This window comes from Sphingobium chungbukense, from assembly GCF_001005725.1.
In the GTDB taxonomy this organism is placed as follows: domain Bacteria; phylum Pseudomonadota; class Alphaproteobacteria; order Sphingomonadales; family Sphingomonadaceae; genus Sphingobium; species Sphingobium chungbukense.
The window spans coordinates 443,370-467,009 of the sequence record NZ_LBIC01000005.1 but is presented as its reverse complement, the minus strand read 5'-3'; the positions used below and the strand labels follow the sequence as shown (position 1 = coordinate 467,009).

Annotated in this window: 15 protein-coding genes and 1 pseudogene; 9 read left to right on the top strand and 7 right to left on the bottom strand. The window is 62.9% G+C overall.

Going from position 1 to position 23,640, the window contains the following annotated elements; genetic code table 11:
• Positions 1 to 247: 247 nt before the first annotated feature.
• From YP76_RS13080 to YP76_RS13060, 5 genes are all read left to right on the top strand, one after another.
• Positions 248 to 2,557 carry a TonB-dependent receptor gene (locus YP76_RS13080; protein WP_046764007.1) on the top strand — a complete coding sequence of 770 codons (2,310 nt, stop codon included), beginning with the start codon at positions 248 to 250 and terminating at the stop codon, positions 2,555 to 2,557.
• Between the two features lie 206 nt (positions 2,558 to 2,763).
• Positions 2,764 to 3,654, top strand: coding sequence for a fumarylacetoacetate hydrolase family protein (locus YP76_RS13075; RefSeq protein WP_046764134.1), 891 nt, complete (start codon positions 2,764 to 2,766; stop codon positions 3,652 to 3,654).
• Positions 3,655 to 3,658: 4 nt separating this feature from the next.
• On the top strand, positions 3,659 to 4,603 hold the full coding sequence (locus YP76_RS13070; RefSeq protein WP_046764006.1) for a cupin domain-containing protein: 945 nt from the start codon (positions 3,659 to 3,661) through the stop codon (positions 4,601 to 4,603).
• A gap of 51 nt (positions 4,604 to 4,654) precedes the next feature.
• Positions 4,655 to 5,851 (top strand): FAD-dependent monooxygenase, encoded by a 1,197-nt coding sequence (locus YP76_RS13065; protein ID WP_084733140.1) that lies wholly within the window; start codon positions 4,655 to 4,657, stop codon positions 5,849 to 5,851.
• The gene (locus YP76_RS13060; protein ID WP_046764005.1) at positions 5,851 to 7,077 is read left to right on the top strand and encodes a CaiB/BaiF CoA transferase family protein; all 1,227 of its coding nucleotides are present in this window, start codon (positions 5,851 to 5,853) and stop codon (positions 7,075 to 7,077) included. Before YP76_RS13065 ends, YP76_RS13060 begins: the two co-directional genes overlap by 1 nt.
• A gap of 92 nt (positions 7,078 to 7,169) precedes the next feature.
• Here the strand turns inward: YP76_RS13060 and YP76_RS13055 are convergent, their stop codons facing one another.
• Positions 7,170 to 7,922 (bottom strand): IclR family transcriptional regulator, encoded by a 753-nt coding sequence (locus YP76_RS13055; protein WP_046764004.1) that lies wholly within the window; start codon positions 7,920 to 7,922, stop codon positions 7,170 to 7,172.
• A gap of 76 nt (positions 7,923 to 7,998) precedes the next feature.
• On the opposite strand from YP76_RS13055, the gene YP76_RS13050 reads away from it, so the two are divergent.
• From YP76_RS13050 to YP76_RS13040, 3 genes and pseudogenes are all read left to right on the top strand, one after another.
• Entirely contained in the window at positions 7,999 to 8,979 is a 981-nt protein-coding gene (locus YP76_RS13050) for a hydroxymethylglutaryl-CoA lyase (protein WP_332307415.1), read from the top strand.
• An 8-nt stretch (positions 8,980 to 8,987) separates the two neighbouring features.
• A pseudogene (acnA, locus tag YP76_RS13045) lies at positions 8,988 to 11,647 on the top strand (aconitate hydratase AcnA).
• Positions 11,648 to 11,712: 65 nt separating this feature from the next.
• Complete coding sequence (locus tag YP76_RS13040; RefSeq protein ID WP_046764002.1) at positions 11,713 to 12,096, top strand: c-type cytochrome; 384 nt, start codon at positions 11,713 to 11,715, stop codon at positions 12,094 to 12,096.
• Between the two features lie 362 nt (positions 12,097 to 12,458).
• Here YP76_RS13040 and YP76_RS13030 read toward each other — a convergent pair whose 3' ends face one another.
• Both YP76_RS13030 and YP76_RS13025 read right to left on the bottom strand, forming a co-directional pair.
• Positions 12,459 to 13,067: a response regulator transcription factor gene (locus tag YP76_RS13030; protein ID WP_046764000.1), complete on the bottom strand. Its 609-nt coding sequence runs from the start codon at positions 13,065 to 13,067 to the stop codon at positions 12,459 to 12,461.
• Between the two features lie 76 nt (positions 13,068 to 13,143).
• Positions 13,144 to 13,611 (bottom strand): PilZ domain-containing protein, encoded by a 468-nt coding sequence (locus YP76_RS13025; protein ID WP_232307534.1) that lies wholly within the window; start codon positions 13,609 to 13,611, stop codon positions 13,144 to 13,146.
• 351 nt (positions 13,612 to 13,962) lie between these two features.
• On the opposite strand from YP76_RS13025, the gene YP76_RS13020 reads away from it, so the two are divergent.
• Entirely contained in the window at positions 13,963 to 14,379 is a 417-nt protein-coding gene (locus YP76_RS13020; RefSeq protein ID WP_046763998.1) for a BLUF domain-containing protein, read from the top strand.
• 81 nt (positions 14,380 to 14,460) lie between these two features.
• Here the strand turns inward: YP76_RS13020 and YP76_RS13015 are convergent, their stop codons facing one another.
• Genes YP76_RS13015 through YP76_RS13000 form a run of 4 tightly spaced genes read right to left on the bottom strand, consistent with a single transcriptional unit; the run spans position 14,461 to position 23,629 of the window.
• A complete protein-coding gene (locus tag YP76_RS13015) occupies positions 14,461 to 18,447 on the bottom strand; it encodes an LVIVD repeat-containing protein (protein WP_046763997.1) in 3,987 nt (1,328 codons plus the stop codon).
• Positions 18,447 to 20,270, bottom strand: coding sequence for a hypothetical protein (locus tag YP76_RS13010; protein WP_046763996.1), 1,824 nt, complete (start codon positions 20,268 to 20,270; stop codon positions 18,447 to 18,449). The genes YP76_RS13015 and YP76_RS13010 overlap by 1 nt, the downstream gene beginning before the upstream one ends.
• A gap of 3 nt (positions 20,271 to 20,273) precedes the next feature.
• Complete coding sequence (locus YP76_RS13005) at positions 20,274 to 22,241, bottom strand: heme-binding protein (protein WP_046763995.1); 1,968 nt, start codon at positions 22,239 to 22,241, stop codon at positions 20,274 to 20,276.
• Positions 22,238 to 23,629, bottom strand: coding sequence for a multiheme c-type cytochrome (locus YP76_RS13000; RefSeq protein ID WP_046763994.1), 1,392 nt, complete (start codon positions 23,627 to 23,629; stop codon positions 22,238 to 22,240). Before YP76_RS13000 ends, YP76_RS13005 begins: the two co-directional genes overlap by 4 nt.
• Positions 23,630 to 23,640 lie beyond the last annotated feature (11 nt).

Here is a 23,640-nt window from a genome sequence, read left to right as displayed (position 1 = left end):
GAGAGAATTATGTTCTATTTTTTTGAAGGTCAAGGGAGAGAATGGTCATCCCCGCCCAGCAGCCGCCGCCTTACTGCGGCCAATCGGCAACAATCGAGCAAGAGTTTTCGGGCCGACTTGACCGGTATCAAAGATGGTTATAAAAAGAGAATGCCGTTCTGACATACGGAACGATAATAAGAATGGTTGGCGGTGGCGCCGTACATCACCGTTCCGTTAATCACGGAATCTTTCAGGAGGGAGCTTAATGCACCGGAATTCGCTTTATTCTTCACTGCTTGCCGGCATCGCGGCCAGCGCGCTGATGCCCGCAGCGGTGTGGGCGCAGGAGAGCGCGGCACAAGCCGCCACCCAGCCCGCAGCCGTTGCCGAATCGGCAACCGAACAAGCATCCCAGGGCGGCCTTGGCGATATCGTCGTCACCGCGCAGCGCCGTTCGGAAAGCGCGCAACGCCTGCCGCTGTCCATCGAAGTCCTTTCCGCCGATTCCCTGCGCAAGGCAGGCGTGTCGCAGGCAACCGACATAGCGAGGATCGCCCCCGGCGTGCAGATCGCCCAGGGCGGTACGGCCACGCAGGTCTATATCCGCGGCGCGGGTACGCCGACCACGACGCCGCTCAGCGATCCGTCGGTGTCGCTCAACCTCGACGGCGTCTATGTCGCCCGGTCCCAGTCCTTTGGCGGCTCCTTCTTCGACATTGAACGCGTCGAAGTGCTGAAGGGCCCGCAGGGCACGCTCTATGGCCGCAATTCGAGCGGCGGCGCGCTGAACGTCATTCCCGCGACGCCCAAGCTGGGCGAGCGCGGCGGCTATGTTCAGCTCGGCATCCAGAATTATTCGGGCGTCAGCAGCGAGGCAGCGGTCAACCTCCCGATCAGCGATACCATCGCCCTTCGTGCTTCCGGCCAGATTGTGTCGCGAGACGGCTATATTTCGGACGGTTCGGATGACGACAAGCACCAGTCCGCTCGTCTCCAACTGCTCTTCAAGCCGAGCGACGCCTTCTCCCTGCGGCTCTGGGGCAGCTATCAGCATCTGGGCGGCCGCGGCCCCGGCAATGTGTCCTACAATCCCAGCGCGAGCACGCCCCTGGGCGGTCCCGACCTGCCCGACAATGAATGGACCAGCGTTGTTCCGGAACTGAACAAGCGGCTCGCCCTTCTGCGGGCCCCGCGCCGCTACGATTCTTCCGACAGCTATCAGAATATCGACGCCTACAATCTGCACGCGCAGGCCGACGTCAATCTGGGCTTCGCCACGTTGACGGTCGTCCCGGCCTATCAGCATGTGAGCATGCGGGCCAAAAATTATCCCGGCATTATGTACAGCACGGTTTCCGCGCTGACCGACGAAGGCCAGGTGTCCAAGGCGAAATCGCTGGAAGCCCGTCTGATCGACAATGGCGGCAGCCCGCTGACCTACACGCTGGGCCTGTTCTATTTCGACGAGAATCAGACCAATGCATCGACCGTCGACCTGGCGACCGTCGCCCTTGCCTATTCGGCTTTGCTCAAGACCAAGAGCTATGCCGCCTTCGGTCAGTTGAGCTATGAACTGTTCGATGGTTTCAAGCTGATCGGTGGCCTGCGCTACACCAATGAAAAGCGTTCCATCATCGATGGTAAGCAGTTCCTGCTGCCGCGCTATCCGTCCACGGCTTGCTCGGCGACTGTCACGACGCCCTGTGCATCGTCGCTGAACATCAACACCAGTCTGAAGGATGACCGGATCAACTATCGGGCGGGATTCGAATATAATATCGCGCCGCGCAGCATGATCTATGGAACCGTATCGACCGGCTTCAAGTCAGGCGGCCAGACCGTGGCGGATGTCGAACCCTATAAGGCGGAAACCATCACCGCCTTCACGGCCGGCACCAAGAACCGCTTCTTCGACGGGCGTTTGCAGGCCAATCTGGAACTCTTCTACTGGAAGTATAACAATCTTCAGCAGAGCCTACAGCGCCTGGGCCGCAATGGTCGCAGCGTGTCCACCATCATCAATGCAGGCAAGGCGACCTCCAAGGGCGCGAATCTGGATGTGATTGCAAAGGTCACGGACGCCGATACGCTGAACTTCGCGGTAGAATATAACAAGGCGCGCTATGGTGAGTTCATCTGGACCGCCTATACCACGGCTCCGTCGACCGGATGCGCTTTCAGCCCGATTTCGGGCACGGCCAATTACAGCGTCGACTGTTCGGGCCTCCAGATGGCACGTTCGCCCGAATGGACGGGCAGCGCGGGCTATACGCACAGCTTCAATGTCGGCAATGGCGGTCATCTGGACCTGGGCGCGAACATGACCTTCGCTTCGAGTCGCTGGCTGCACGCGTCCTTCGTGCCGAACGCGCATGCCGGCGGCTACGCGCTGGTCAATCTGAACGCGACTTACACAGCGCCGGAAGATCGGTTCACGGTGGATGCCTTCGTCCAGAACCTGACCAAGAAGGCGGTCTATACCGGCGGCGATCAGATCCCGGCCATTGGCGGCTTCTTCGCCGCGACGATCGCGGCACCGCGCGTCTATGGCGTTCGCCTGCGCGCCAATTTCTAAAGGCAAGAGCCAAAGGTCGCCTGAGCGTTCCGGGGCGTGGGTGCATCGGCATCCGCGCCCCGGCCTCAGATTAGGAAAAGGGCGGATTTCCGCCCTTTTTTCTTTTCAAAAATGCAGCAAATCGGCGTGTGCGGTCTTGACTCTTTTACGCCTCGCATAATAAAATAGAACTATATTCTATCAGACAGAACATAGTGGAGATCGCGGTGAAAATTGCTCGTTTCGACGGAGGTAGGATCGGTGTCGTCCTGGGGGACGAGATCGTCGAGGTGACTGAGGCTTGCGGCATCGCTCCAGGCGAATGGCCCCCGGTCGGGCCGGTGCGCCTGATCCGCGATTTCGCTGAACTGCGTCCCGCCATCGAAGCGGCGGCGGCTGCGGGCGAGCGGCTTCCCCTCGCCTCCGTCCGGTTGGAAACGCCGGTGCCATGGCCGAACAAGATCATCGCCTATCCGGTGAACTACCATGCCCATGGCAAGGAAATGCAGGCGGGCTACCGCGCCACCAATCAGGGTTTCTTCCTGAAGCCCAATTCCTCGCTTTCCGGCCCCGCCGACCCGGTGGTGCTGCCCAATGTGCCGGGCCGCGAGGTCCATCACGAAGCCGAACTGGGCATCATCATCGGCCGCACCGCGCGCGGGGTTAAGCGCGAAGACTGGAAGGATTATGTGTTCGGCTACGCCTGTCTGATGGACATGGTGGTGCGCGGCCGCGAGGAGCGCGTCTTCCGGAAGGCCTATGACAGTTTCTGCCCGGTCGGCCCCTGGATCGCGACTGCCGACGAGGTGGGCGACGCCGAACAGCTCGACTTCAAGCTGTGGGTGGGCGACGAACTGCGCCAGTCGGCCAACACCCGCGACCTGGTACTCGACATTCCCGGCATGATCGAAACCGCTTCGGCGGTCATGACGCTCCAGCCCGGCGACATCATCGCTAGCGGCACGCCCGAAGGCGTGGGTCCGATCGTCGACGGCGACAAGGTTCGCATCTGGATCGAAAATGTCGGCGAAATGACCGTGGATGTCGTGCAGGGCAGCGAAGGCGCGACCGAAGTCTTCGCTCAGGCCTATGTCCCGCCGATCATCAAGCAGAACTGATCCGATGGCAGCGAATATTCAGTCTCTGGAGGCGCTATACGCGGCCTTCACCGACCTCAACATGGAAGGCGGCTGGCATCGCACCCGTCCTGCCCTGTGGCGGGAGCCGGTGGCGAATTTCCTGCCCTTCCAGTGGCGCTACAGCGAGGTGAAACCGATCCTGGAGGCCGCAGGCCACCTGATCGGCACGGACAAGGCCGAACGGCGCAACCTCACCATGTTCAATCCGGCGGAAGGGAACATCTATCCCACCGTCCGGACGCTGGTGGCCGCCTATCAGCTGGTCAAGGCGGGCGAGATCGCTCGCGCCCACCGGCACACCCCCAACGCGCTTCGCCTGATCCTGGAAGGGCGCGGCACCTATACGGTGGTGGACGGCCAACGGGTCGAGATGCGTCCCGGCGACGTGCTGCTGACGCCCAACTGGGCATGGCATTCGCACGACAATGTGGGCAAGGACGACTGCTACTGGATGGACTTTCTGGACGTTCCGCTGGTGCATCTGCTGGAACCCATGTTCTTCGAACCGCATCCCGAAGGACTGGAAAAGGAAAGCACGCCCAGCGAGGGCGGGGCGCTCGCCTTCCGCTGGGAAGACACGCTGGCCCGGCTGGAGGCGGATCGCGGCAACGGCCATGTCGATGCCCATGCCTCCGTCCAGCTTGGCGATCCGGCGCTCAAGACCATCCGGCTCGACATGCAGCAGCTCGATGCGGGCAAGCCGACAGGCCTCAGTCGCACGACCGCCAACATCATCTACGCGGTGGTGCGCGGCAGCGGCGAGACGGAAATCGACGGCCAGCGCTTCGCCTGGAATTTCGGCGACACCGTCTGCGTGCCCGCATGGCGGCCCTACCGCCATCGCGCGAGCGAGAATGCCGTGTTGCTGAAAGTGTCAGATGCGCCAGCGATGGACGCCTTCGGCTGGTTGAGAACCCAGACTTTTTGAAATGGCCGACCCGATCTGGCCATCTGAAATTTCCCATGAGGAGAGCATGAAGTGAGCAAGCCCAAGAAGATACTCATCGCCGGCGGGGGCATTGGCGGCATGTCGGCCGCGCTCGCGCTGCTGCGCCGGGGCTTTGAGGTCGAAGTGTACGAGCAGGCGCCCGAACTGGGCGAGGTCGGCGCAGGCGTGCAGATCAGCCCCAACGGTTCGCGCGCGCTCGATGCGCTGGGCGTGTTCGAACAGTTGCGCGCCGCCTCCTGCGCGCCCAAGCGCAAGGAATTCCGCCTCTGGAACACGGGCAAGGCCTGGCCGATGTTCGATCTGGGCGATTCCGCCATCGAACGCTACGGCTATCCCTATCTCACCATCTATCGCCCGGACCTGCTGGGCGCGCTGGTGGACGGCGTAAAGGCGATCTCCCCGGACTCGATCCATCTCGACGCCACCGTCACGGGTTTCGAGCAGGACGACGATGGCGTGCGCCTGCTCCTTGCCAATGGGACGGTCGCGACGGGTGACGTGCTGATCGGCGCCGATGGCGTCAAGTCGACGATCCGCCAGCAACTTTGGGGCGACGACGCGCCGCAATTCTATGGCTTGGTCGCCTGGCGCTCGGTCATTCCGATGGAGACGTTGCCCAGGCATATGCAGGAGATGGTCGGCTCCACCTGGATTGGGCCGGGCGGTCACATGGTCAATTATCCGCTGCGCGGCGGCAAGCTGATGAACATGATCGGCACCATCGAGCGCAATGACTGGCAGGTGGAAAGCTGGCGCGTCGAAGGGTCGAAGGAAGAATGCGCCCGCGACTTCGCCGGCTGGCACGAGGATGTGCAGACGCTGATCCAGACCGCCCCCACGCTGATGAAATGGGCGTTCATGGAGCGCAAGCCGCGCCAGACCTGGGGCCAGGGCCGGGTTTCCCTGCTGGGCGACGCCTGCCACGCCACCCTGCCCTTCCTGGCGCAGGGCGCGGTGATGTCGATCGAGGACGGCGTCATTCTGGGCCGTTGCCTCGACGGCTTCGACGATGCGGAAACAGCCTTGCAGCATTATGAGGGCGCCCGCGTCGAACGCACCACCAAGATGGTGCAGGGTGCGCGCGAGAATACCGGGCGCTTCCATGAAAAGGCGCTGGCGACCGAAGAAGGCGCCATCACCTATATGGAAAGCGAATGGAGCCGCGATCCGATCACCGATCGCTATGACTGGCTCTATCGCTACGACGTGCTGACAGCGGAAATCTGATGAGCGCAGCGTCTTCCCTTCCGCCGGCCGACCTGCTGTCGGGCATCAGGGTGCTGGACCTGACCAATATCCTGTCCGGTCCCTATTGCACCTATCAGATGGCGATGCTGGGCGCAGAGGTCGTCAAGGTCGAAAATCCGCAGGGGGGCGACCTCGCCCGCCAGCTTGGCGCTTCGTCCGACCTCAACCGGCAGATGCTGGGGACTTCCTTCCTCGCGCAGAATGCGGGGAAGAAGTCCGTCTCGCTGAACCTCAAGACGCCGGAGGGGCGCGAACTGTTCAAGCAGCTCGTCGCCACCGCCGATGTACTGGTGGAAAATTTCCGTCCCGGCGTGATGGACCGGCTGGGCCTTGGCTATGACGTGCTGAGCGCCATCAATCCGGGCCTTGTCTTCTGCGCCATTTCCGGTTTCGGGCAGGATGGGCCGATGCGCGGCAATCCCGCCTATGACCAGATCGTGCAGGGCATGTCGGGCGTGATGAGCATCACCGGCGACAAGGACAGCGCGCCGTTGCGGGTGGGCTATCCGCTGTGCGACACTCTGGGCGGGCTGTCGGCCGCCTTCGCCGTCGTTTCCGCGCTCTATGCCCGCAAGGACAGCGGCAAGGGACGGTTCATCGATGTGTCGATGCTGGATTCCACCCTGTCCGCGCTCGGCTGGGCGGTGTCCAACTATCTGCTCGCAGGGGTGGAGCCGCGCCCCATCGGCAACCAGAATATGACGGCGGCCCCATCGGGTGTGTTCACCGCGGCCGACGGCCCGCTCAACATCGCGGCGAACAAGCAGGAGCAGTTCGAGACGCTCTGCCGCCTGATCGACCGCGAGGATCTGATCACCGACAGCCGCTTTGCCGGGCGCGAGGATCGCAAGGCCCATCGCGAGGCATTGAATGCGGAGGTCAACACCGCCCTGCGCGCCCGCCCCGCGCTGGAATGGGAAACGCTGCTCAACGAAGCGGGCGTCCCGAGCGGACGGGTGCTGACCATTCCGGAAATCCTGGCATCCGAGCAGGTTCAGTCGCGGCGGCTTGTGCAGGAAATACCCTATGCCCATGGCGGACTGGACAGCGTCCGGGTGGTGCGCGGCGGCTATCGCTTCAACGACAGCGAACCGGGCGCGCGTCACGCGCCGCCGCTGCTGGGTGAGCATAATGCGGAAATCTACGGTGAATTCGGCCTCGACGAGGCGGAGCTAACGGCGCTGCGCGAACAGAGGGTGGTGTGACCGGCGCTTCGGCGACCCGCGCCGCCCCATCGGGACGGCGCGCCCCCACCCCCTGTCCGTCCTTCCGGACAGGGGAACAGAGGAGAGCGCCTTCAATCGTGCAGGGCTTCCAGATCCGACGAAAATTGCCGGGGATCGAGACCCAGCGAAATCGACAGCCTCACGCTGGCTTCGGTGTCGACCGATTTCAGCATTTCCACATGATCGTCGGTGAAGCGCGCGATCGGGCTGGAAATCTGAAGCGCGCCCACCAGTTCGTTGCGGGCGCCAAAGACGGGTGCGGAAATCGCCGCCATTTCGCCGTTCACCTCGCCCCGCGAAATCGCATAATAACGCGGCAGCGGGTTGGGCAGCCTGGCGGGATTGCTCAGATGGCGGAAAATCCGCGCGGAAGCGCCGCTGTCCAGATTGAGCCGCGTGCCGACGCGGATATGATAATCGCGCACCGCATGGCGGCCGTCCTGCCGGAACAGGCACAATTGGGTGTCGCCGTCCCGGACCAGGAAGGACACGCCTTCATGGGTCTGGTTCACCACGTCCTTGAGCGCCGGCTCGACATAGTCGCGCAGGTCGAACGCATCCTGGAAGATGGACGACAGTTCGGCCAGCTTCGGCCCGAGCTGGTAATTGCCGTCTGCCATCTGGCGGATATAGCCAAAGCCCTCCAGCGATCCCAGCAGGCGCAGGATCGTGCTCTTGTAAAGCCCGGTGTTGCGCGCCAGTTCGGCAAGCGACTGCACCGGCTGCTCATGGGTGAATGCCCCCAATATGGTGAAAGCACGGTCGACAGCAGCGACGCCCGATTTGGAGTTGCTTTGGCCTTCTTCTTGATCGCGCTTCGTCACGTCACCCCTCTTGGTTCCGACTATCAGAACAATATTCTTATTAGTGAAGCAAAAGCCATTGTCGAGCCTTCATTCCATGCGGAGACAGGAAATGAATGATCTGCCCAAGGAAATCCATATCAAGGAGGAAGGTCCGAGAGAGGGATTTCAAATCGAATCCGCCGCTATTCCCACGTCCCATAAGATCGGCCTGGTCAATGCATTGTCGCAGACAGGGCTTAAACACATTCAGATCGTATCCTTTGTCAATCCCAAACGGGTTCCGGGCATGGCCGATGCAGAAGCGGTCGTGGCCGGAATCACGCCGGTTCCAGGCGTGCATTATACCGGCCTCTGGCTGAACCAGCAGGGCTTCCTCCGCGCGCTGGAGAGCAAGCGGCTGCATATGGAGGGGAAGCTGACCCTCTATGCCTCCAGGGCATTTCTGAAGCGCAACCAGAACCGCACGCCCGAAGAGCAACTGGCCGCGCAGCCCGATCTCATCCGCCTCTATCAGGCGCATGACGTGCCCATCACCACCGGTTTCGTCACGGCCGCCTTCGGCTGCAATTTCGAAGGCGATGTCGATCCCGCCTATGTGGTCGAACTGGTCGGCACGATGCGGCGGATCGCGGCGGATCAGGGCGAGGATCTGAAGATCATCGGTCTGGGCGACACCATGGCCTGGGCCACGCCGGAAAAGATCAAGCGCGTCGTCGGCGCGGTGCGGGGTGCCAATCCGGACGTCGCCATATCGCTCCACCTGCACGACACGCGGGGCATGGGCCTTGCCAATGCCTATGCCGGGCTGGAGATGGGCGTCGCCCATTTCGACGCGGCGGTGGCTGGCCTTGGCGGCTGCCCCTTCGCCAAACATGCGGGCGCGGCGGGCAATGTCTGCACCGAGGATCTGGTGCTGATGTGCCATGAAATGGGCATCGAAACCGGCATCGACCTGGATGCGCTGATCGAATGCGCCGCCATGGCGGAGCAGATCGTCGGCCACCCCCTGCCCGGCAAGGTCAAGACGGGCGGCAATCTTGCGGCATTGCGCAGCGCCCTGCGCACGACGGCCTGAGGATCGCCATGACATCGGGAATGAACAGCTTCGACACGCGCGCCACGCTGCACCTGGGGGGTCAGGATTATGCCTATTATTCGCTGAAACGAGCCGAGGCCCGGTTCGGCAGCCTGCGGCACATGCCCTATTCGCTGCGCGTGCTGCTGGAAAATCTGCTGCGCAAGGAGGACGGGCTCCATATCGGCGCGTCGGATATAGAGGCGTTCGCGGCGCCCGCAGCGGGCGCGGCGCGGGAGATCCAATTCTATCCCGCCCGCGTTTTGATGCAGGATTTCTCCGGCACCGCCTGCCTCGCCGATCTGGCCGCCATGCGCGACGCCATGCCCGCCCTGGGCAAGTCGCCCAAAGCCGTGAACCCGGCCATCCCGGTGCATCTGGTGATCGACCATTCGGTGATGGTCGACCATGCGGGAAGCGCGGACGCCTTCGAACGCAATCTTGCGCTGGATTATGCGCGCAACGCGGAACGCTATGCCTTTCTGCGCTGGGGCGCGCGCTCGCTCGACAATTTCCATGTCGTACCGCCCGGTCAGGGCATCTGCCATCAGATCAATATCGAGAATATCGCGCGCGTGGTGTGGAGCGAGCAGGACGGCGAAGCCATGCCGCTGCTCTATCCCGACAGTTGCGTCGGCACCGACAGCCATACCACCATGGTCAACGGTCTTGGCGTGCTGGGCTGGGGCGTGGGCGGCATAGAGGCGGAGGCGGCGATGCTGGGCCATCCCGTATCCATGCTGCGCCCTCAGGTGACAGGCGTGCGGCTGACCGGCGCCCTGCCCGAAGGCACGACTGCCACCGATCTGGTGCTGCGCGTCACCCAATTGTTGCGCGCCAGGGGCGTGGTCGGGCGCTTCGTCGAATTTTGCGGGCCGGGGCTGGAAACGCTGCCGGTCGCGGACCGGGCGACGCTGGCCAATATGGCGCCCGAATATGGCGCGACCTGCGGCTATTTCCCGACAGGCAGACCATCGCCTATCTGCGGCTGACCGGCCGGGACGAGGCGCTTGTGACCCTCGTCGAAGCCTATGCACGGGCGCAGGATCTGTGGCGCGACCCGGCCGACCCCGAACCGAGCTATGACGATCTGGTCGAACTGGACCTGTCGGCCATCGTCCCTTCGCTCGCCGGACCGCGCCGTCCGCAGGACCGGGTCGATCTGCCGGCGCTGGCGACAGGCTTCGCCGACGCGCTGCCCGGCTTCGGCGTGACAGCGGGCGCAGCGGACCGCCACCCCGTCAAAGGCGGCGATTTCGACCTTGGCCATGGCGACATCGTCATCGCCGCGATCACCAGTTGCACCAACACGTCGAACCCGGTTTCGGTCATCACCGCCGGGCTTCTCGCGCGCAAGGCCAGGGCCATGGGCCTGTCCTGCAAACCCTGGGTCAAACGGTCCTTCGCGCCGGGTAGCCGCGTGGTCAGCGACTATCTCACGCGCGCCGGGCTTCAGGACGATCTCGATGCGCTGGGCTTCCACCTTGTCGGCTATGGCTGCGCCACATGCGTCGGCAATTCCGGGCCGCTGGCGGATAATATCGCGGCGGCGATCACGGACAACCGCCTCATTACCTCCGCCATATTGTCGGGCAACCGCAATTTCGAAGGCCGCATCTCGCCGCTGGTCCGGGCCAATTATCTCGCCTCGCCCGCGCTGGTCGTCGCCTATGCGCTGCTGGGCACCACGGCCCGCGACATCATGACCGAACCCCTAGGCACCGACGCCGACGGCAGGCCGGTCCATTTGCGCGACATCTGGCCCAGTGCCGGCGAAGTGGCGGACCTTGTCGCCCGCTTCGTCACCCGGGCGGGCTTTTCAGCGCTGGCGGGCGATGTCTTCACCGGCGATGCCCGCTGGTCCGACCTTCCGGCGGACGCGGCGGAGCGTTTCCCCTGGCAGGCAGGGTCGACCTATATCGCCCGCCCGGACTTCTTCGACGGCATGTCCCCCGAACCGACGCCGCCAGACGATGTGCTCCGGGCGGCACCCATCGCGATATTGGGCGATTCGATCACCACGGACCATATCTCCCCGGTGGGGCAGATCGCGGTCGACAGCCCCGCCGGTCATTATCTGCGCGCGCTGGATGTCGCGCCGGAGGATTTCAATTCCTATGGCACGCGGCGCGGCAATCATGAGGTGATGGTGCGCGGCACCTTCGCCAATGTCCGCATCCGCAACGAGATGGTGCCGGGCATCGAAGGCGGCATGACGCTCCATCAAGGACAGGTCATGCCCATCCATGATGCGGCCCTGCGTTTCTGTCAGGACGGCATCCCCCTCGTCATCGTCGCGGGCAAGGAATATGGCACCGGGTCGGCCCGCGACTGGGCCGCGAAGGGAACGGCGGCGATTGGTGTCCGCGTCGTGATCGCGGAGAGTTTCGAGCGGATTCATCGCGCGAACCTTGTCGGCATGGGCGTGTTGCCGCTCCAGTTCATGCCGGGCGAGGACCGCCACAGTCTGGGGCTGTGTCACAGCGATCGTTTCACCATCCTCGATCTGGCCGATCTGGAACCGCTAGGGCCTGTCACGGTCCGGGTGGATCGGGCCGACGGATCATCCCTGTCGTTCGAAACGCTCTGCCGGATCGATACGATGATGGAGAAACGCTATTTTCTGGGCGGCGGCATCCTGAAATCCATCGCCCGCTCGATCGGGTGAAAGATGCGCGGCAGCTCAATTCTCACCCCCATCCTTTCCTCCCATCCTCCAAATGGAATTGTCCCATGAAGCGATCTTTAGCGTCCCTGTCAGCCGTCACTTTTCTTGTCGCGATTTCCACCGGAAATGCCTTTGCGGCGGGCGATCCGGTAAAGGGAAAACAGGTCTTCGCGCAATGCCAGGCCTGTCACCGGATCGATGCCAGCGGAAAATCCACCATCGGACCCAATCTGTACAAGCTGTTCGGCCGCAAGTCGGGCAGCCTGGCCGATTTCCGCTTTTCCCCGGCTATGACGAAGGCCGCCCGGCCATGGAACGACGCGACGCTGGACGCCTTTCTGGCTGCCCCGTCCCAGAATTTTCCGGGCAACCGGATGCCGTTCGGCGGGCTGAAGCAGCCGGCGGACCGCCAGAACGTCATCGCCTATATTCGGTCGGCCTCGCAATAGGGCGAATTCCCGTCCGATGGCATCATTTGACGGTCAAGAAATCGCAGTAAAACAAAGAAACGGAGCGATCGATCCGATTCCATTATCAGATCGATCGCTCCGGCATATCGCAAGCGGGGGCGTCCGGCGGGGATGGATTGCGCGGCGATCATCGCCACCCACGCATCCTCGGCTGTCGCGGGGAGCGGTATCGGCAAATATGGGATCATCGGTCGTGATCTTCTCCCTGCTCCCACTCCTTGCCGCACCTCCTGACCATATTTCTGCTCATATAGGCGTCACCGCAAGGCCTGTGCGCCAGATAACGATTGGCCGGACATAGTGGGATCGATCGTTTGCGACCAAGAGAATCCGGGGCTCCCCTATGATATATATCCCCGGCACATGGAGACGGCATCGGCAAATTTGGATGTCCCGCATTTCCGCATGATGCGCGAGCGGTAGGTTTCTATCGACCTTACCGTCAAATTGAGCTTCTTCGCGACACTGTAATTGTCGTCATGGTTGGCAAGCTCTTTCAAGACGTCAAATTCTCTTTTGCTAAGTCTGTCGAGGAAGATTTCGACGCGAATCTTTTCCTTCTGCAGATCGATTCTCTCCTCCAGAAGCAAAGCGGTATTGTCGATGGTTTCCAGAAGAATCTGGTCATCGACGGGTTGCTCGACAAAGTCGTCCGCACCCTTTTTTATCGTTTGCACGGCAACGCGAATGTCCGCGCCCGTGGACGTCATGATGATGGGAATATCGCGCCGTCTGGAAAGTAATTCCTGAAGGGTGAGGAGGCCAGGCATGTCGGGCAGATGGACGTCCAGAACCGCAATGCCCGGATGGAGGAAATGGCTCGCTTCAAGAAAATCGGTTCCGGTGGAGAAAGGGGTCGGGACATGGCCGTGCGACCGCAGCATCGACACCAGATGACGGCGAAGAGGCGCCTCCCCAATTACAATGTAGACGGGACATTTTGTCCTCATTGCGACCTACATATATAATTTCCCTGCCCCCATAACGTGGTTAAGGAAATTAGGTTCCAGACATGGTTAACTTTTTTTAAACGCCTCCTTCAAAAAAGACACCGGCCATGTGATCGGTCGCCCATTGTACGCGGCCCATCCGGGTACTTCTACCCCGGCTCTTCACCAGCAGCCTCGTTCCCTCCCTCAGGCCGGAAGATTCGATCATCATGCCCTCTTCCGACATGTTTCGGATGGTTCCGACCATGACGGGCGCGGATGTGACCAGCGTGGCGGAAATATTGACCACGACGCGGCTTTCCCTGGGATGATGGCTGTCGCTCAGGCGTTCGAGCAGGGAGTCATTCCCCGTCACCCAGAGAAGAGGGTCTTCGACCATAAGGCCGACTTGCTGCCCGTTGGTCCAGCGAACTTCGGCCGTGATGAAGTTGGTGTCGTCAAAGCCGACATGCACCTGCTCCCGCAAGCCGAGCGTGAGCGCCGCCCGCCCGCTTATGCCATGCGGGGAAACATTGGTGACAGACAGGCAGGCTCTGCTCAACACGGGATAGATTAGTGCGGATTTGAAGACCGCCTTACGAGGATGCCGACGCTGTTCTTCGATTGGCCCGTCGGACCGGAACTCAGATTTGTTCGGTGAAAACATAGTCTTGCTCCGTCAGTGCGGAACAATTCTATAATGTTCCATAAATAACGATCTCACCCAGCGGAGTGTCGTATTTTTACAACATCGACATAGGTCGATCATTCACCCCTTTCAGGCAGAAAAGCCTTGTTCGATCAATCGCTTCTTCCCCCGAAGAGGCGGTCAAGTGGGGGAGGCGAGGCGCATAAAAATGGTCCCCACCATGCGCCTCGCCTTTACTCATAATTTTACAATCGTCATAATGGCGCGATGCTCCACAGATGGTTCTACATCAGCACAAGCCGGTTGGACGCCCGCAAAACCAACGAAGGTATCCAGGAGATTGTAGAGGTTTCGCTGCCTCGCAATCGGTCGCTCCGCGTAACCGGCGCCTTGCTTTTCACCGGCCAGAAATTCACGCAATATCTCGAAGGCTCTCCGGCGGCGATCGCGGAGCTCAAGCAGAGCATCAGCCGGGATGCGCGGCACGAGGCGATCCATACGATAGCCTATGGGCCGTTCGACCATCGACGGTTCCTGGGTTGGTCACTCGCCTATGCCGGACCATCCCGTTTCGTTGCCGCCAAGGTTGAAAAAGCCCTGAGCGCCGTGCTCGATCAGGGCGATGAAGAGATCGAAGCCCTTGCCGAGATGCTGGCAGGATTTGCGATCGAGGGTCATTCCTGAAACGCCCCCGCATTCCCGGCGGCCCTGTCAGGAACCGATGCCTTTCCGCACCTCTGTCGCATCACCTTCGTCACCCATGACCTACAGGCCGAGCGGTGCCTTCAGGGGCGGCCGCCACCCCTTCATGTCCACCTCGTCTCTGACCTTGTAGGGAATTCCCCTCGAATTCAGGAACAGCCGCTCCATCTCCGGCCGGGTGAAGGGCCGCGAGCCGAGTCGTCCGAACACCGCGATCTGCCCGCCCGTCTCGTCCACCGCCCGGTCGCGGTCCAGCCCCTTGGATAGTGCCACTGCCGGCGAGGGCGTCCGTGCCCAGGCGATCAGTTCCGGCTTGGGTGCAGGTGAGAAGCCATAGAAATTGGGCTGACTCGCCGGGCTGGTAAGCTGGAGGACTTTCATGCCATTCCGTCCATCCGCGACATAGGCGAACAGCGAGGCATTGGTCGTGCCGACGATCACATCCTCCACATCGGTCATCTGACCGCCGAACGTCTCCTTGGCATAGATTTTGGGCCGTAGTGGATTGGTGATGTCGACGATCGCCAACCCCTCTGCCTTGGCGGCGACATAGGCATAGGTACGCGCCAGATAGACGCGCCGCGCGTCGGCCAGCGGCACCGTCGCGGACGGAACCGCTACGGGATCAGCAAGGCGCGTCACGTCGAACAGCTTCAACCCCTCCGCGTCCGTCACCCAGAGATAGCGGAACTGGATCGCGCTCGCCCGCGCATCCTTCATCGGACGGACGGCGGCAAGGCGCGGGTGCAGCGGATCGGCCAGATCGACCACCACGAGCCCGACATCCGCCGTGATATAGGCGATCTGCCCGGCCAACTGGATATGCCGCGCCCCATTCAACACGCCATTGGGGTTCCATGTGACGGCCCGCTTCAGGAAATTGTTGCGGAACTCCCCATCGGCCATGGTCTCGATATTGACCATGATCAGGCCCTCGACACTGTCCGTCACCGCCGCATAGCTGTAGACGGCCAGGAAAGGCTGCTCCTGGTTGATCTCTCGCAGTTCCCTGGTGTTGCGCAGCGGATTGATCGGCTGGTTGGTCGGCAGCGCCATGCAGGTCGCGTTCTTCGACGGCACGCCCGTATTATGGCCGAGTTTCGAGAAAGGCCCGCTCACGATCGGTTCGGAAAAACCCTTGTTGGCGATCGACGCCACGTCATAGACGCGGAAACCGCCCTTCCCTTCGGCCACATACATATATTCGCCGCGCAGTTGCAGGCAGCCGACGCGATCCGCCGTGCTTTTCACCACATTGCGGAATTCCTCGACGGCATGGGTCTCGCCCGAAGCCTTCCTGTCGAAATATTTGCCGCGTACCCAGTCCTTCAACTCCCGCTTGTTCTGATCGACATGCAGCCTCCAATAATCGGGATAGGCATATTTCTGAAGATAGCTGCCGATCACCGCCTGCGGTTCGTCCCATTCGGTGACGCGGATCGCCTCGAACCCGCCTTCCAGGCCGGTCCAGGCATTCAGGCCCACGAAATTCACGAAATTGGTGCCGAGCAGCAGGAGTTGCGACATGATCGCATTATTGTCGTCCTTCACCGACAAATGGCAATCGCTACAGGTCTTCGTCTCGGTCCGGCGCACCGTATGCGGGAAATGCGGCGCGAAGGCCTGGGACGAGAAACCGATGCCGGACACCGGCGGCTGCTGAATATAGATGCGCTCGCGATTGATATTGGTCGAGGACAGGACCAGCGCCGATGTCGATCGCACCGGGGCGGTTTCATTGCCCTTGGTGGTCATATGCTTGCCGAGCTGGAACATCTCGTCCCGCGCCACCTGCGGATTATAGGTCGCGAAGTTGCGCGTCTCCTCCCCGTCATAATGGTGCAGCGACGTCTTCCAGTTCGCCTCGATCGGCAGGTGGCAGCCACCGCAACTGGTCGTCCAGCTGAGGTGGCAGGTGAAGCAGGCCATGCTGTCATCGCCATGGGCGCGATCTTCCTTCGCAACACCCGGACCGAAAGCAAAGCTGCCATCCTCCGCGCCCGACCGGCTCATCAACTTGGCGCGGGCGGCCTTTGCGTTGAAATGCGGATTGGCCGGATCGACCGAATCCTTCACCAGCGACACTTCCCACTCCAGCTTGGGATCGACGATGGAACGCTGGATCAGCCGCTGCCGCCCGCTGGCGTCATAATACCATTCGAAGCGCCGCTTGCCATCCGGGTTGCGGAGCAACGCGAGGTTCGTCCCCTTGGGCGGCGCGGCCGGACCGGAGGTCAGCAACGTCGGATAGGCGTCCGCGGTCCCGTGGCAATCCTTGCAGCCGATCTCGATCGCATTGGCCACCTCGCCGTAGATGAAGCCGTTGCCATGGCTGTCCTGCGCGAAATGGCAATCGGCGCATTGCAGCCCCTTTTCGGCGTGAATGTCCATAAGGTGCACGGTCTTGCCTGGATTGGTGCCGACCGGAACGAATTTGTCCTCGCCCTTCTTGCGCCATTTTTCCGGGTCTTCGGGCGACACGATCTTGCCGTCCGCGTCGAGCAGATTGCCCTCGCGATCGCGCTTGAACACGCCGCGGAAGTTCCAGCCATGGCCATGATAATCCGCGAACTGCGTGTCCTTCGCCTTGTCGTTCAGATCATAGACGTTGCGCAGGAATTCCAGATCCGACCATTTGCCGCGAGGACTGGCGCCTTCGGGATTACGCTCCAGCGTCTGGTGCACCTCGGCAGCAGTCGGATATTTCTGCTTTTCCGGCCACATCAACGGCGCGTCGGACTCATAGTCCCACATGGTATAGCCCAGATAGCTGTTCAGGAAGATGTTGGGCTGGTGCATGTGGCAATTCATGCACTGGGCGGTCGGGATCGCGCGGGTGAAGGCATGGCGGATCGGATGGCCGCTTTCCTTGACCGCGCCGACCGGATGATCCGGCGCCACCGTTTCGCCATGCGGCCCCTTCAACCCGCCATGGCTGATCTTGCCGGCGATGGTGGGATCGACCGTGGCGGTCTGCCCATCGCGGCCATATTGCGCATAGATCAGGCTGTGGCGCGGTTCGCGGTCATTGGCATAGACGACATGGCAACCCGAACAGCCCGAATGGCGATAATCGCCCGGCTGGTCGTTGGTGCCCATGAACCACATATAGGGATCGTTGAGGCGGGTCTTGTGGATGTTGAGCGCCGGGATCGCCACGCGCAGCCCGGTGCCGGGGCCGCGATTGGATTGCTTGAGGTCGGGCCGCCCCGGCTCCTCCAGCCGCTGGATCGATCCGGTGGGATTGGGCAGACCGATCTCAGGAAACTGCGTATTGATGTTGCGCCCGCCGCGTTCGAACACGCGGAAGACGTCGCCGGGCGGGATCACCTGCCATGTCGGCAGCGGATAGAGTTCGGCCAGCGCGCCGCGCGCCTTCTGCCCGGCGGTCAACGTGCCGGGCGGGCTGCCGGGGGAGACGATCTTCGCGGGTTTGCCGTCCTTGGTATAGGCCTCCCCGAAAATGTAATTCTTGTAGGGAACGATGCCGTTATTATAGGCCGCCCCGCCCCACAGCATCGCGCCCGACGCCATCAGCGAGCGCTCGGCCGCCTCGATCACCTGCATATGGCATGATCCGCAGGCTTCCCGCGCCACACGATAGTCGCTGGGGTTGACGAAACGCACGAATTCCGGCGCTTCGCGGTTGAGCAGAGTGTAGCTGCGCTGAGGATTGGCGGAGGAGGGATAGTGCCAGCTTTTGGGATAGCGCGGCAACACATGCGCCTTCTCTCGCGCGGCGACATAGGCGGGATCGTCGAAACCCAGCGCCGGGTCGCCCCGCACCGCCGCGTTGCCGCCATGGCAGTCCGTGCAGCCCAGCATCACCGCCGGCGTGGCATGCATGGACGGTTCGTCGGTTTTGGTGTGACAACTATAGCAGCCGTCGGATTTCCCCGCGACCTGATCGGCTGTCTGGCTCATCGGCGCGGGCGGTGCAGCAGTGTAATGGCGCTCGACCGGCTTTTCCGCGTCGGAGGCCTGGAGCATGACCACCGGCACCGTCAATGCGGCGACGATCAACAGCAGGAAGGCAAGGAGCGCGCGCATCAATAGCTCAGGATCAGGTTGGCGAGTACCGAATAATAATTCCGGTTAGCCTCGCTGTTGGTGAAGAGATCGCGGAAGCCCGCACCTGGCAGTAGAGTGGCGCCCGACAGGCGGAAGACGATATTCTGTGTCGCCTTGGGCCGCCAGATCGCGGCCGTCGACAGATCCCATCCGATCGACTTGGGAATGCTGCCCTCATTGCGCAGCGCCTGCAGCGTCGCCGTATTCTGGAACCAGAGATGATTGGCATTGGCCGACAGGCGCAATTGCGGCATCAGATCGAAGTCCGCCCCCGCCCCCAGCAACATCGTGCCGGGATTGTTGAAGTTCGACTGTCCCTGTTCCTTCGAGGATCGCAGCGAATTCAACAGGCCGTTGCGGCCGTTGATCCCGATGACGCGCCCGCCCCCGGCGAAAGGAATGGACTGCCTGATCCAATAGCTGGTGTCGGCGCCGGCAAAGACCGGATTCTCGAAGATCGCGTCGAAGCCATTTTCGCGATTGTCATAGGGGTCGCCATCACCGCTGGCATAAAGCCCCGACAGGCGGAAACGCATCCAATCCTTGTCGTAACTCGCCTCCGCCGCGGCGAAGAAAGCCCTGATCTGCGCGGGTTTCGATGTGAAGAAACTGTTCCGGTCCTCCCCCAGCGCGCCGTAAAGCGACGCCGTCAGGTTCATCCGCCCGATCCGTCCGTCGGCATTATAGCCGAGATAGACGACATCATATTCCCGCCCCCGCAAGTCGCCGAGCAGCGCCGGACGGACCGGAAAGCCATTATCGTCGATCTCCACGTCCCGTTTTTCGCGGTTCATGTTGTAGACGGCCGTGATCTGACTGGTGAGGCCGGGAATCAGGAAATCCTGCCGGTAGAGGTTGGCGACGAACAGCCAGTCGTTGCGCGGCGACTGCACGACCGAATTCAACCCGCTATTGGTGTCCTTCTCCAATCGCCAGAAGGCCGCGAGATTGAACTGGAAGCGGTTATTGTCGCGATTGCCGAACAGCCGGATGCCAAGTTGTTGGTCGTTGAACAGGAAGCCGCGAAAATCGGACTGGAAAGGCTGGATGCCCACGCGCAGCGACCGGAAATCATAACGATCCGATGTGTTGGCCAGATGATAATCGACAAAGGCCTCCTGCACGCCCAGAAAATGGTCGGTGCGGTGGGAGGGTCTGGACGGCTCGACGAACAGCACGCGCCGTTCGGGCACATTCACATGATTGACGTTGAGCGCCAGCGTCAGCCGATATTCGATCTCCGGCGGCTTGAAGGCGGTGGCCCCCTTGATCAATGCCACGCCGCCGATGAAGGTCTGGCTCAGCACATAGCTCGCATCCTTGCCGAACACATTGATGCTGCCGGGCCGCTCCGTCGTCTGGACTCCGACTGGGATCGGGAAGGTGCGCGGCTCCAGCACCGTATCGCTCACGGCATTGGCGACGAAGAACCAGTCGTCGCCCTTGATCGGCAGCCACTTCACCTTTTCGCGGTCGATCGGCCGGTCGCCCTTCAGCGTGTTCTGATGATAGGGATCGAACCAGCGCTCCTTGACCACGCCCAGGCTTTCGATCAACCGCCAGCGATCGGGGATCGGCACCTGATCGGTCGGAAAGGCTTCGGGCGGCGGCGCGCGGACGGCGCCCTTATTATCCTGTGTCACCGCTTCGGGCAGCGGCGCTTCATAGCCGGGACGGCGGCGGCCCTCGATGGACTGTTGGTCGACGTCCAGTATCTCCTGCCAGTTTTCCGGCGGCGGTGGCGGCACCGGCTCCCCCGGCTGGGCCAGCGCGAGCAAGGGCAGGAACGAGGGCAGGCCCATATCCTACAACCCCGCGCAGACATTTTGCGACGCGCTGTCGAGGAAGGGCGCGAACGGGCAACTCACATAACGCAGCCGCACGGTCGCATTGCCCAGGTCGACGACGATCTGGTCGGAGCGGATCGCGGCGGGCGCATTGCCGATCCCGCCCACGCGCACCCCGCCATTGTGGAGCCCGAGGAAGCTGATCATGTCGTCCTGATCGATGCCGTCACCCGACACGCCGATCCCGCCCACCAGCACATTGCCGCGATAGATGGGCACGGAACCGGGGAATATCTGGATGCCGTTCTGCACCCGGTTCTGATGGGAGACGGTCGGCACCGCAGAGCAACGCTGGGGCGTGTCGGTCGCGCTGGCGCCGGTCACATAGGCCAGATGCGCGGCAAGATCGCCCACCACCAGCGCCGACTGCAACCCGGTCGAAAAGGGATTGAACTGAGCGATGGGGCGGGAAAATGGGCCGTTGGGCCGTCCGACCTCACCATCCGGGAAATAGGGACGCGACAGATTGCCGTTTGCCCGGTCGCTGAACGCATGGCGCCCCGTCAGAGCGGAGGGATCGTTGAGGAAGGTGCGCGCCTTCCCCACAAAAGCCGCCACATCGGCGCTGCTGCTTGCCAGCAGGTCGGGACCCGCATGGGAGCCGGAGAAGAAGGCCGCGGTCCGCGCCTTCTGCAAGCTGACATCGGTGCCGAAAATCGGTGCGTCGGGCGAACGGACGATGCCCAGCGCCTGCCCGCGGGTGTCGACCAGGCTGATCGTCACCTGCGCCCGGCTGTCGAGCGGCTGGCGAATCTGCGCCCGCGCCCGGCTCATGATGGTGAAGGCTTCCTCCAGGATCGCGGTCACTTCCGCCACCGTCAGCGGCTGAGCCACATCGCCTGCATCGGTCCCGGCACGGATGGGAAAGCGGTCATTGCCCGACCCGTCGGTCAGGACGAAGGCGTCGGTCTTGGAGAACTCGCTGGTCCGCGCGGGACGGACACCCGACGCCTCCGTGCCATAGGCGGCCCCGGCAAGGATCATCGGCGCAGGATCGCCATAATAGCCGCGCACGGCGACCAACGCCCCCCTGCTGCCGTTGATCGCGGCGAAACTGACCGCGCCTGTCGCCAGCAAGCCGCCATAGGCAGCGTCGGAATAGCGCAGCGACGTGCCGTCCACGGTGATGCGATTGGCGCGAATGCCTTCGGGCGCTTCGAAACCGAGCGTCCCGGCAAGAGCGATATATTCCTCCGGGTCATTGTCATCGTCGAGGACATTGGTGTCGGAGCCATAGACCCCGTCCGCCATCACGCCGATGCCGCCGACCACCACACCATTTTTGTAGAGCGGAAAGCCGCCGGGATCGGCCGCCAGCCCCAACGGCGAACGCTTCGGCCCGATCATCGCCATCGTCCCCGATGACACGAAGCGGGCGGAGAGGTCCGAACAAGGCAACTGGCTGAACTGCACGCCGAAGAGCGGCCCGCTCTCCAGCCCCGCCGTGGTCGGCGCGGGCGGGAAGTGCTGCTGCACGATCATGCTCGCCGTGCGCGTGGAAAAGGCATTGCCGCCGCTCGACAGATAGGCGCCGGTAATGGCCTTGGCGATCGCGCCCGCTTCCGCCGGGACGGTCAGGTTCTGCGCGTCGATATTGTCGCCATTGGGCGCGGCGCTGGTGGTCGCGGTCGCCCGCGCGCCGGTCATGCGGAATATCGCGAGGACATTGCCCACACGGTCCGTTACCGCGATCACGGCGGGCAGATTGCGCGCACTGGCTTCCGCCACGGCATGCGCCACCACCGTTTCGACATCGGCCACCGTCAGAGCTTCCTGCGCGGGGACCGCATAGAGGCTGGTGGGCGTGGGCGTCGGCCCGGGCGTCGGCGTGCTGCTGCCCCCGCCGCCTCCGCCACCGCCACCGCCACAGGAGGAGAGGATCAGCGCTGCGCTCGCTGCCAGCGCGCTCAGAGGCCGGCCCTTCACTGGAGCGCCCCGATGCTGCGCGCCGCGCTACCCAGGGCGGAACGGAAATCACCCGGCCGATAGCCGTTCGGTTCCTTGACCGCCGCATAGGCGCGATTGACGTCCGCCCGGATTCCCGCCGCGGCGCCAACCGTCACACGCCCTGACTTCACCAGACCGTTGAGCAACGTGTCGATCGCCATCACCGCCTGTACCGACCCTTCATAATCCGTGAAGCGCGCCGATATCGCGCTGCCGGAAATCTCGCGCACGATGGCGAAGGCCATATCGCCCCGTATCCCGTTCGCGGCGAAAATGTCGGCCAGCGCACGGGCGCTCTGGGCCAGCTTGGCCGCCGCTGCGACGGCCGCCGTCCGATCCTGCGCGATCGCCGCGTGGAAAGACCGGCTATCGGCATCGAACCGCCCCGCCAACCCCGGCGCAGCCACGCGGGCCGCCGCCGACAGCATGATCATATTCTCGTCATTGAAGGGCGGCATGCCCGCCGGAATCGGCCGTCCCGGATTGGCTTCCCACGTCTTGCTGCGCTCGGCCTGGTCATAGATGCGGCGATGGCAGCTCTGGCAGTCGAAGAAATAGAATTCGGGGAAGGTCCCCTCCGTCCCCTTCGCTCCCGTATAGAGCGTCAGCGCCCGTTCCACCGCCATGGCCTGTCCTACGGCCCATAGCCTCAGGCTGTCGGTCCGTCCCTTGCGCTGCGCATAGTCGGCATCCTCGTCATGATGCGCCTGCATCGACGAGAAGAGGTCCAGTTCGAAGGAGATGCGGGGATGCCCTGCCGCCATGATCCGGTGCGTGACGAACTGCCCGTCCCGCGCGCTGCCGAAATGGCAATCGAGGCAGACAGACGCCCGCGCCTGTGGCCGGTCGAGCGGGGTCATGCCTGCCGCGACATTGGCGGCATGGCTCGCGCCAACCGCATAGTGCGATGCGATCCACCCGCTCGCCGCACCGTGACAGGCTTCGCAGCCCACCCCGTCCTGCGCCAGAAAGCGCGTGCCGCGCGCCGCCGCCGGGGTCGAATGGCACCCCAGACAGGCGGGCGCCGACGCCGCATCGCCCAACCCCAGGGTCGCCGCGATCTGCCGCCCACGCGCGCCGTTCAACACCGCAAAGGCCCGGCTGTGCGCTCCACCCGGCGTCGAGGGCTCCTGCCAGCGCATCAGTTCGTCCTGGCGCACGACCTTGCCGTCGCCTTCCATCCGGCCATGGCAGGTCGATCCGGCGCAGGAAGCAACCCCGACATAGGTCCGCGCTGACGAAGCCGCATCCGCCACGCCTGATCCGCCGCCGGGCAAGCCCCACAGCAGCAACACCCCCAACAGCATGACAGCCAATGCCACGCCGCCGAAGGAGCTGCTGATCACCCTGCCCTTACCGCCCCCCATTCGTCACGCCC

Excerpts from the sequence above, each read along its gene's own strand:
- YP76_RS13080 (WP_046764007.1), top strand. The coding sequence starts at position 248 with ATGCACCGGAATTCGCTTTATTCTTCACTGCTTGCCGGCATCGCGGCC.
- YP76_RS13070 (WP_046764006.1), top strand. The coding sequence starts at position 3,659 with ATGGCAGCGAATATTCAGTCTCTGGAGGCGCTATACGCGGCCTTCACC.
- YP76_RS13060 (WP_046764005.1), top strand. The coding sequence starts at position 5,851 with ATGAGCGCAGCGTCTTCCCTTCCGCCGGCCGACCTGCTGTCGGGCATC.
- YP76_RS13050 (WP_332307415.1), top strand. The coding sequence starts at position 7,999 with ATGCGGAGACAGGAAATGAATGATCTGCCCAAGGAAATCCATATCAAG.
- YP76_RS13040 (WP_046764002.1), top strand. The coding sequence starts at position 11,713 with ATGAAGCGATCTTTAGCGTCCCTGTCAGCCGTCACTTTTCTTGTCGCG.
- YP76_RS13030 (WP_046764000.1), bottom strand. The coding sequence starts at position 13,067 with ATGAGGACAAAATGTCCCGTCTACATTGTAATTGGGGAGGCGCCTCTT.
- YP76_RS13020 (WP_046763998.1), top strand. The coding sequence starts at position 13,963 with ATGCTCCACAGATGGTTCTACATCAGCACAAGCCGGTTGGACGCCCGC.
- YP76_RS13015 (WP_046763997.1), bottom strand. The coding sequence starts at position 18,447 with ATGCGCGCGCTCCTTGCCTTCCTGCTGTTGATCGTCGCCGCATTGACG.
- YP76_RS13010 (WP_046763996.1), bottom strand. The coding sequence starts at position 20,270 with ATGGGCCTGCCCTCGTTCCTGCCCTTGCTCGCGCTGGCCCAGCCGGGG.
- YP76_RS13000 (WP_046763994.1), bottom strand. The coding sequence starts at position 23,629 with ATGGGGGGCGGTAAGGGCAGGGTGATCAGCAGCTCCTTCGGCGGCGTG.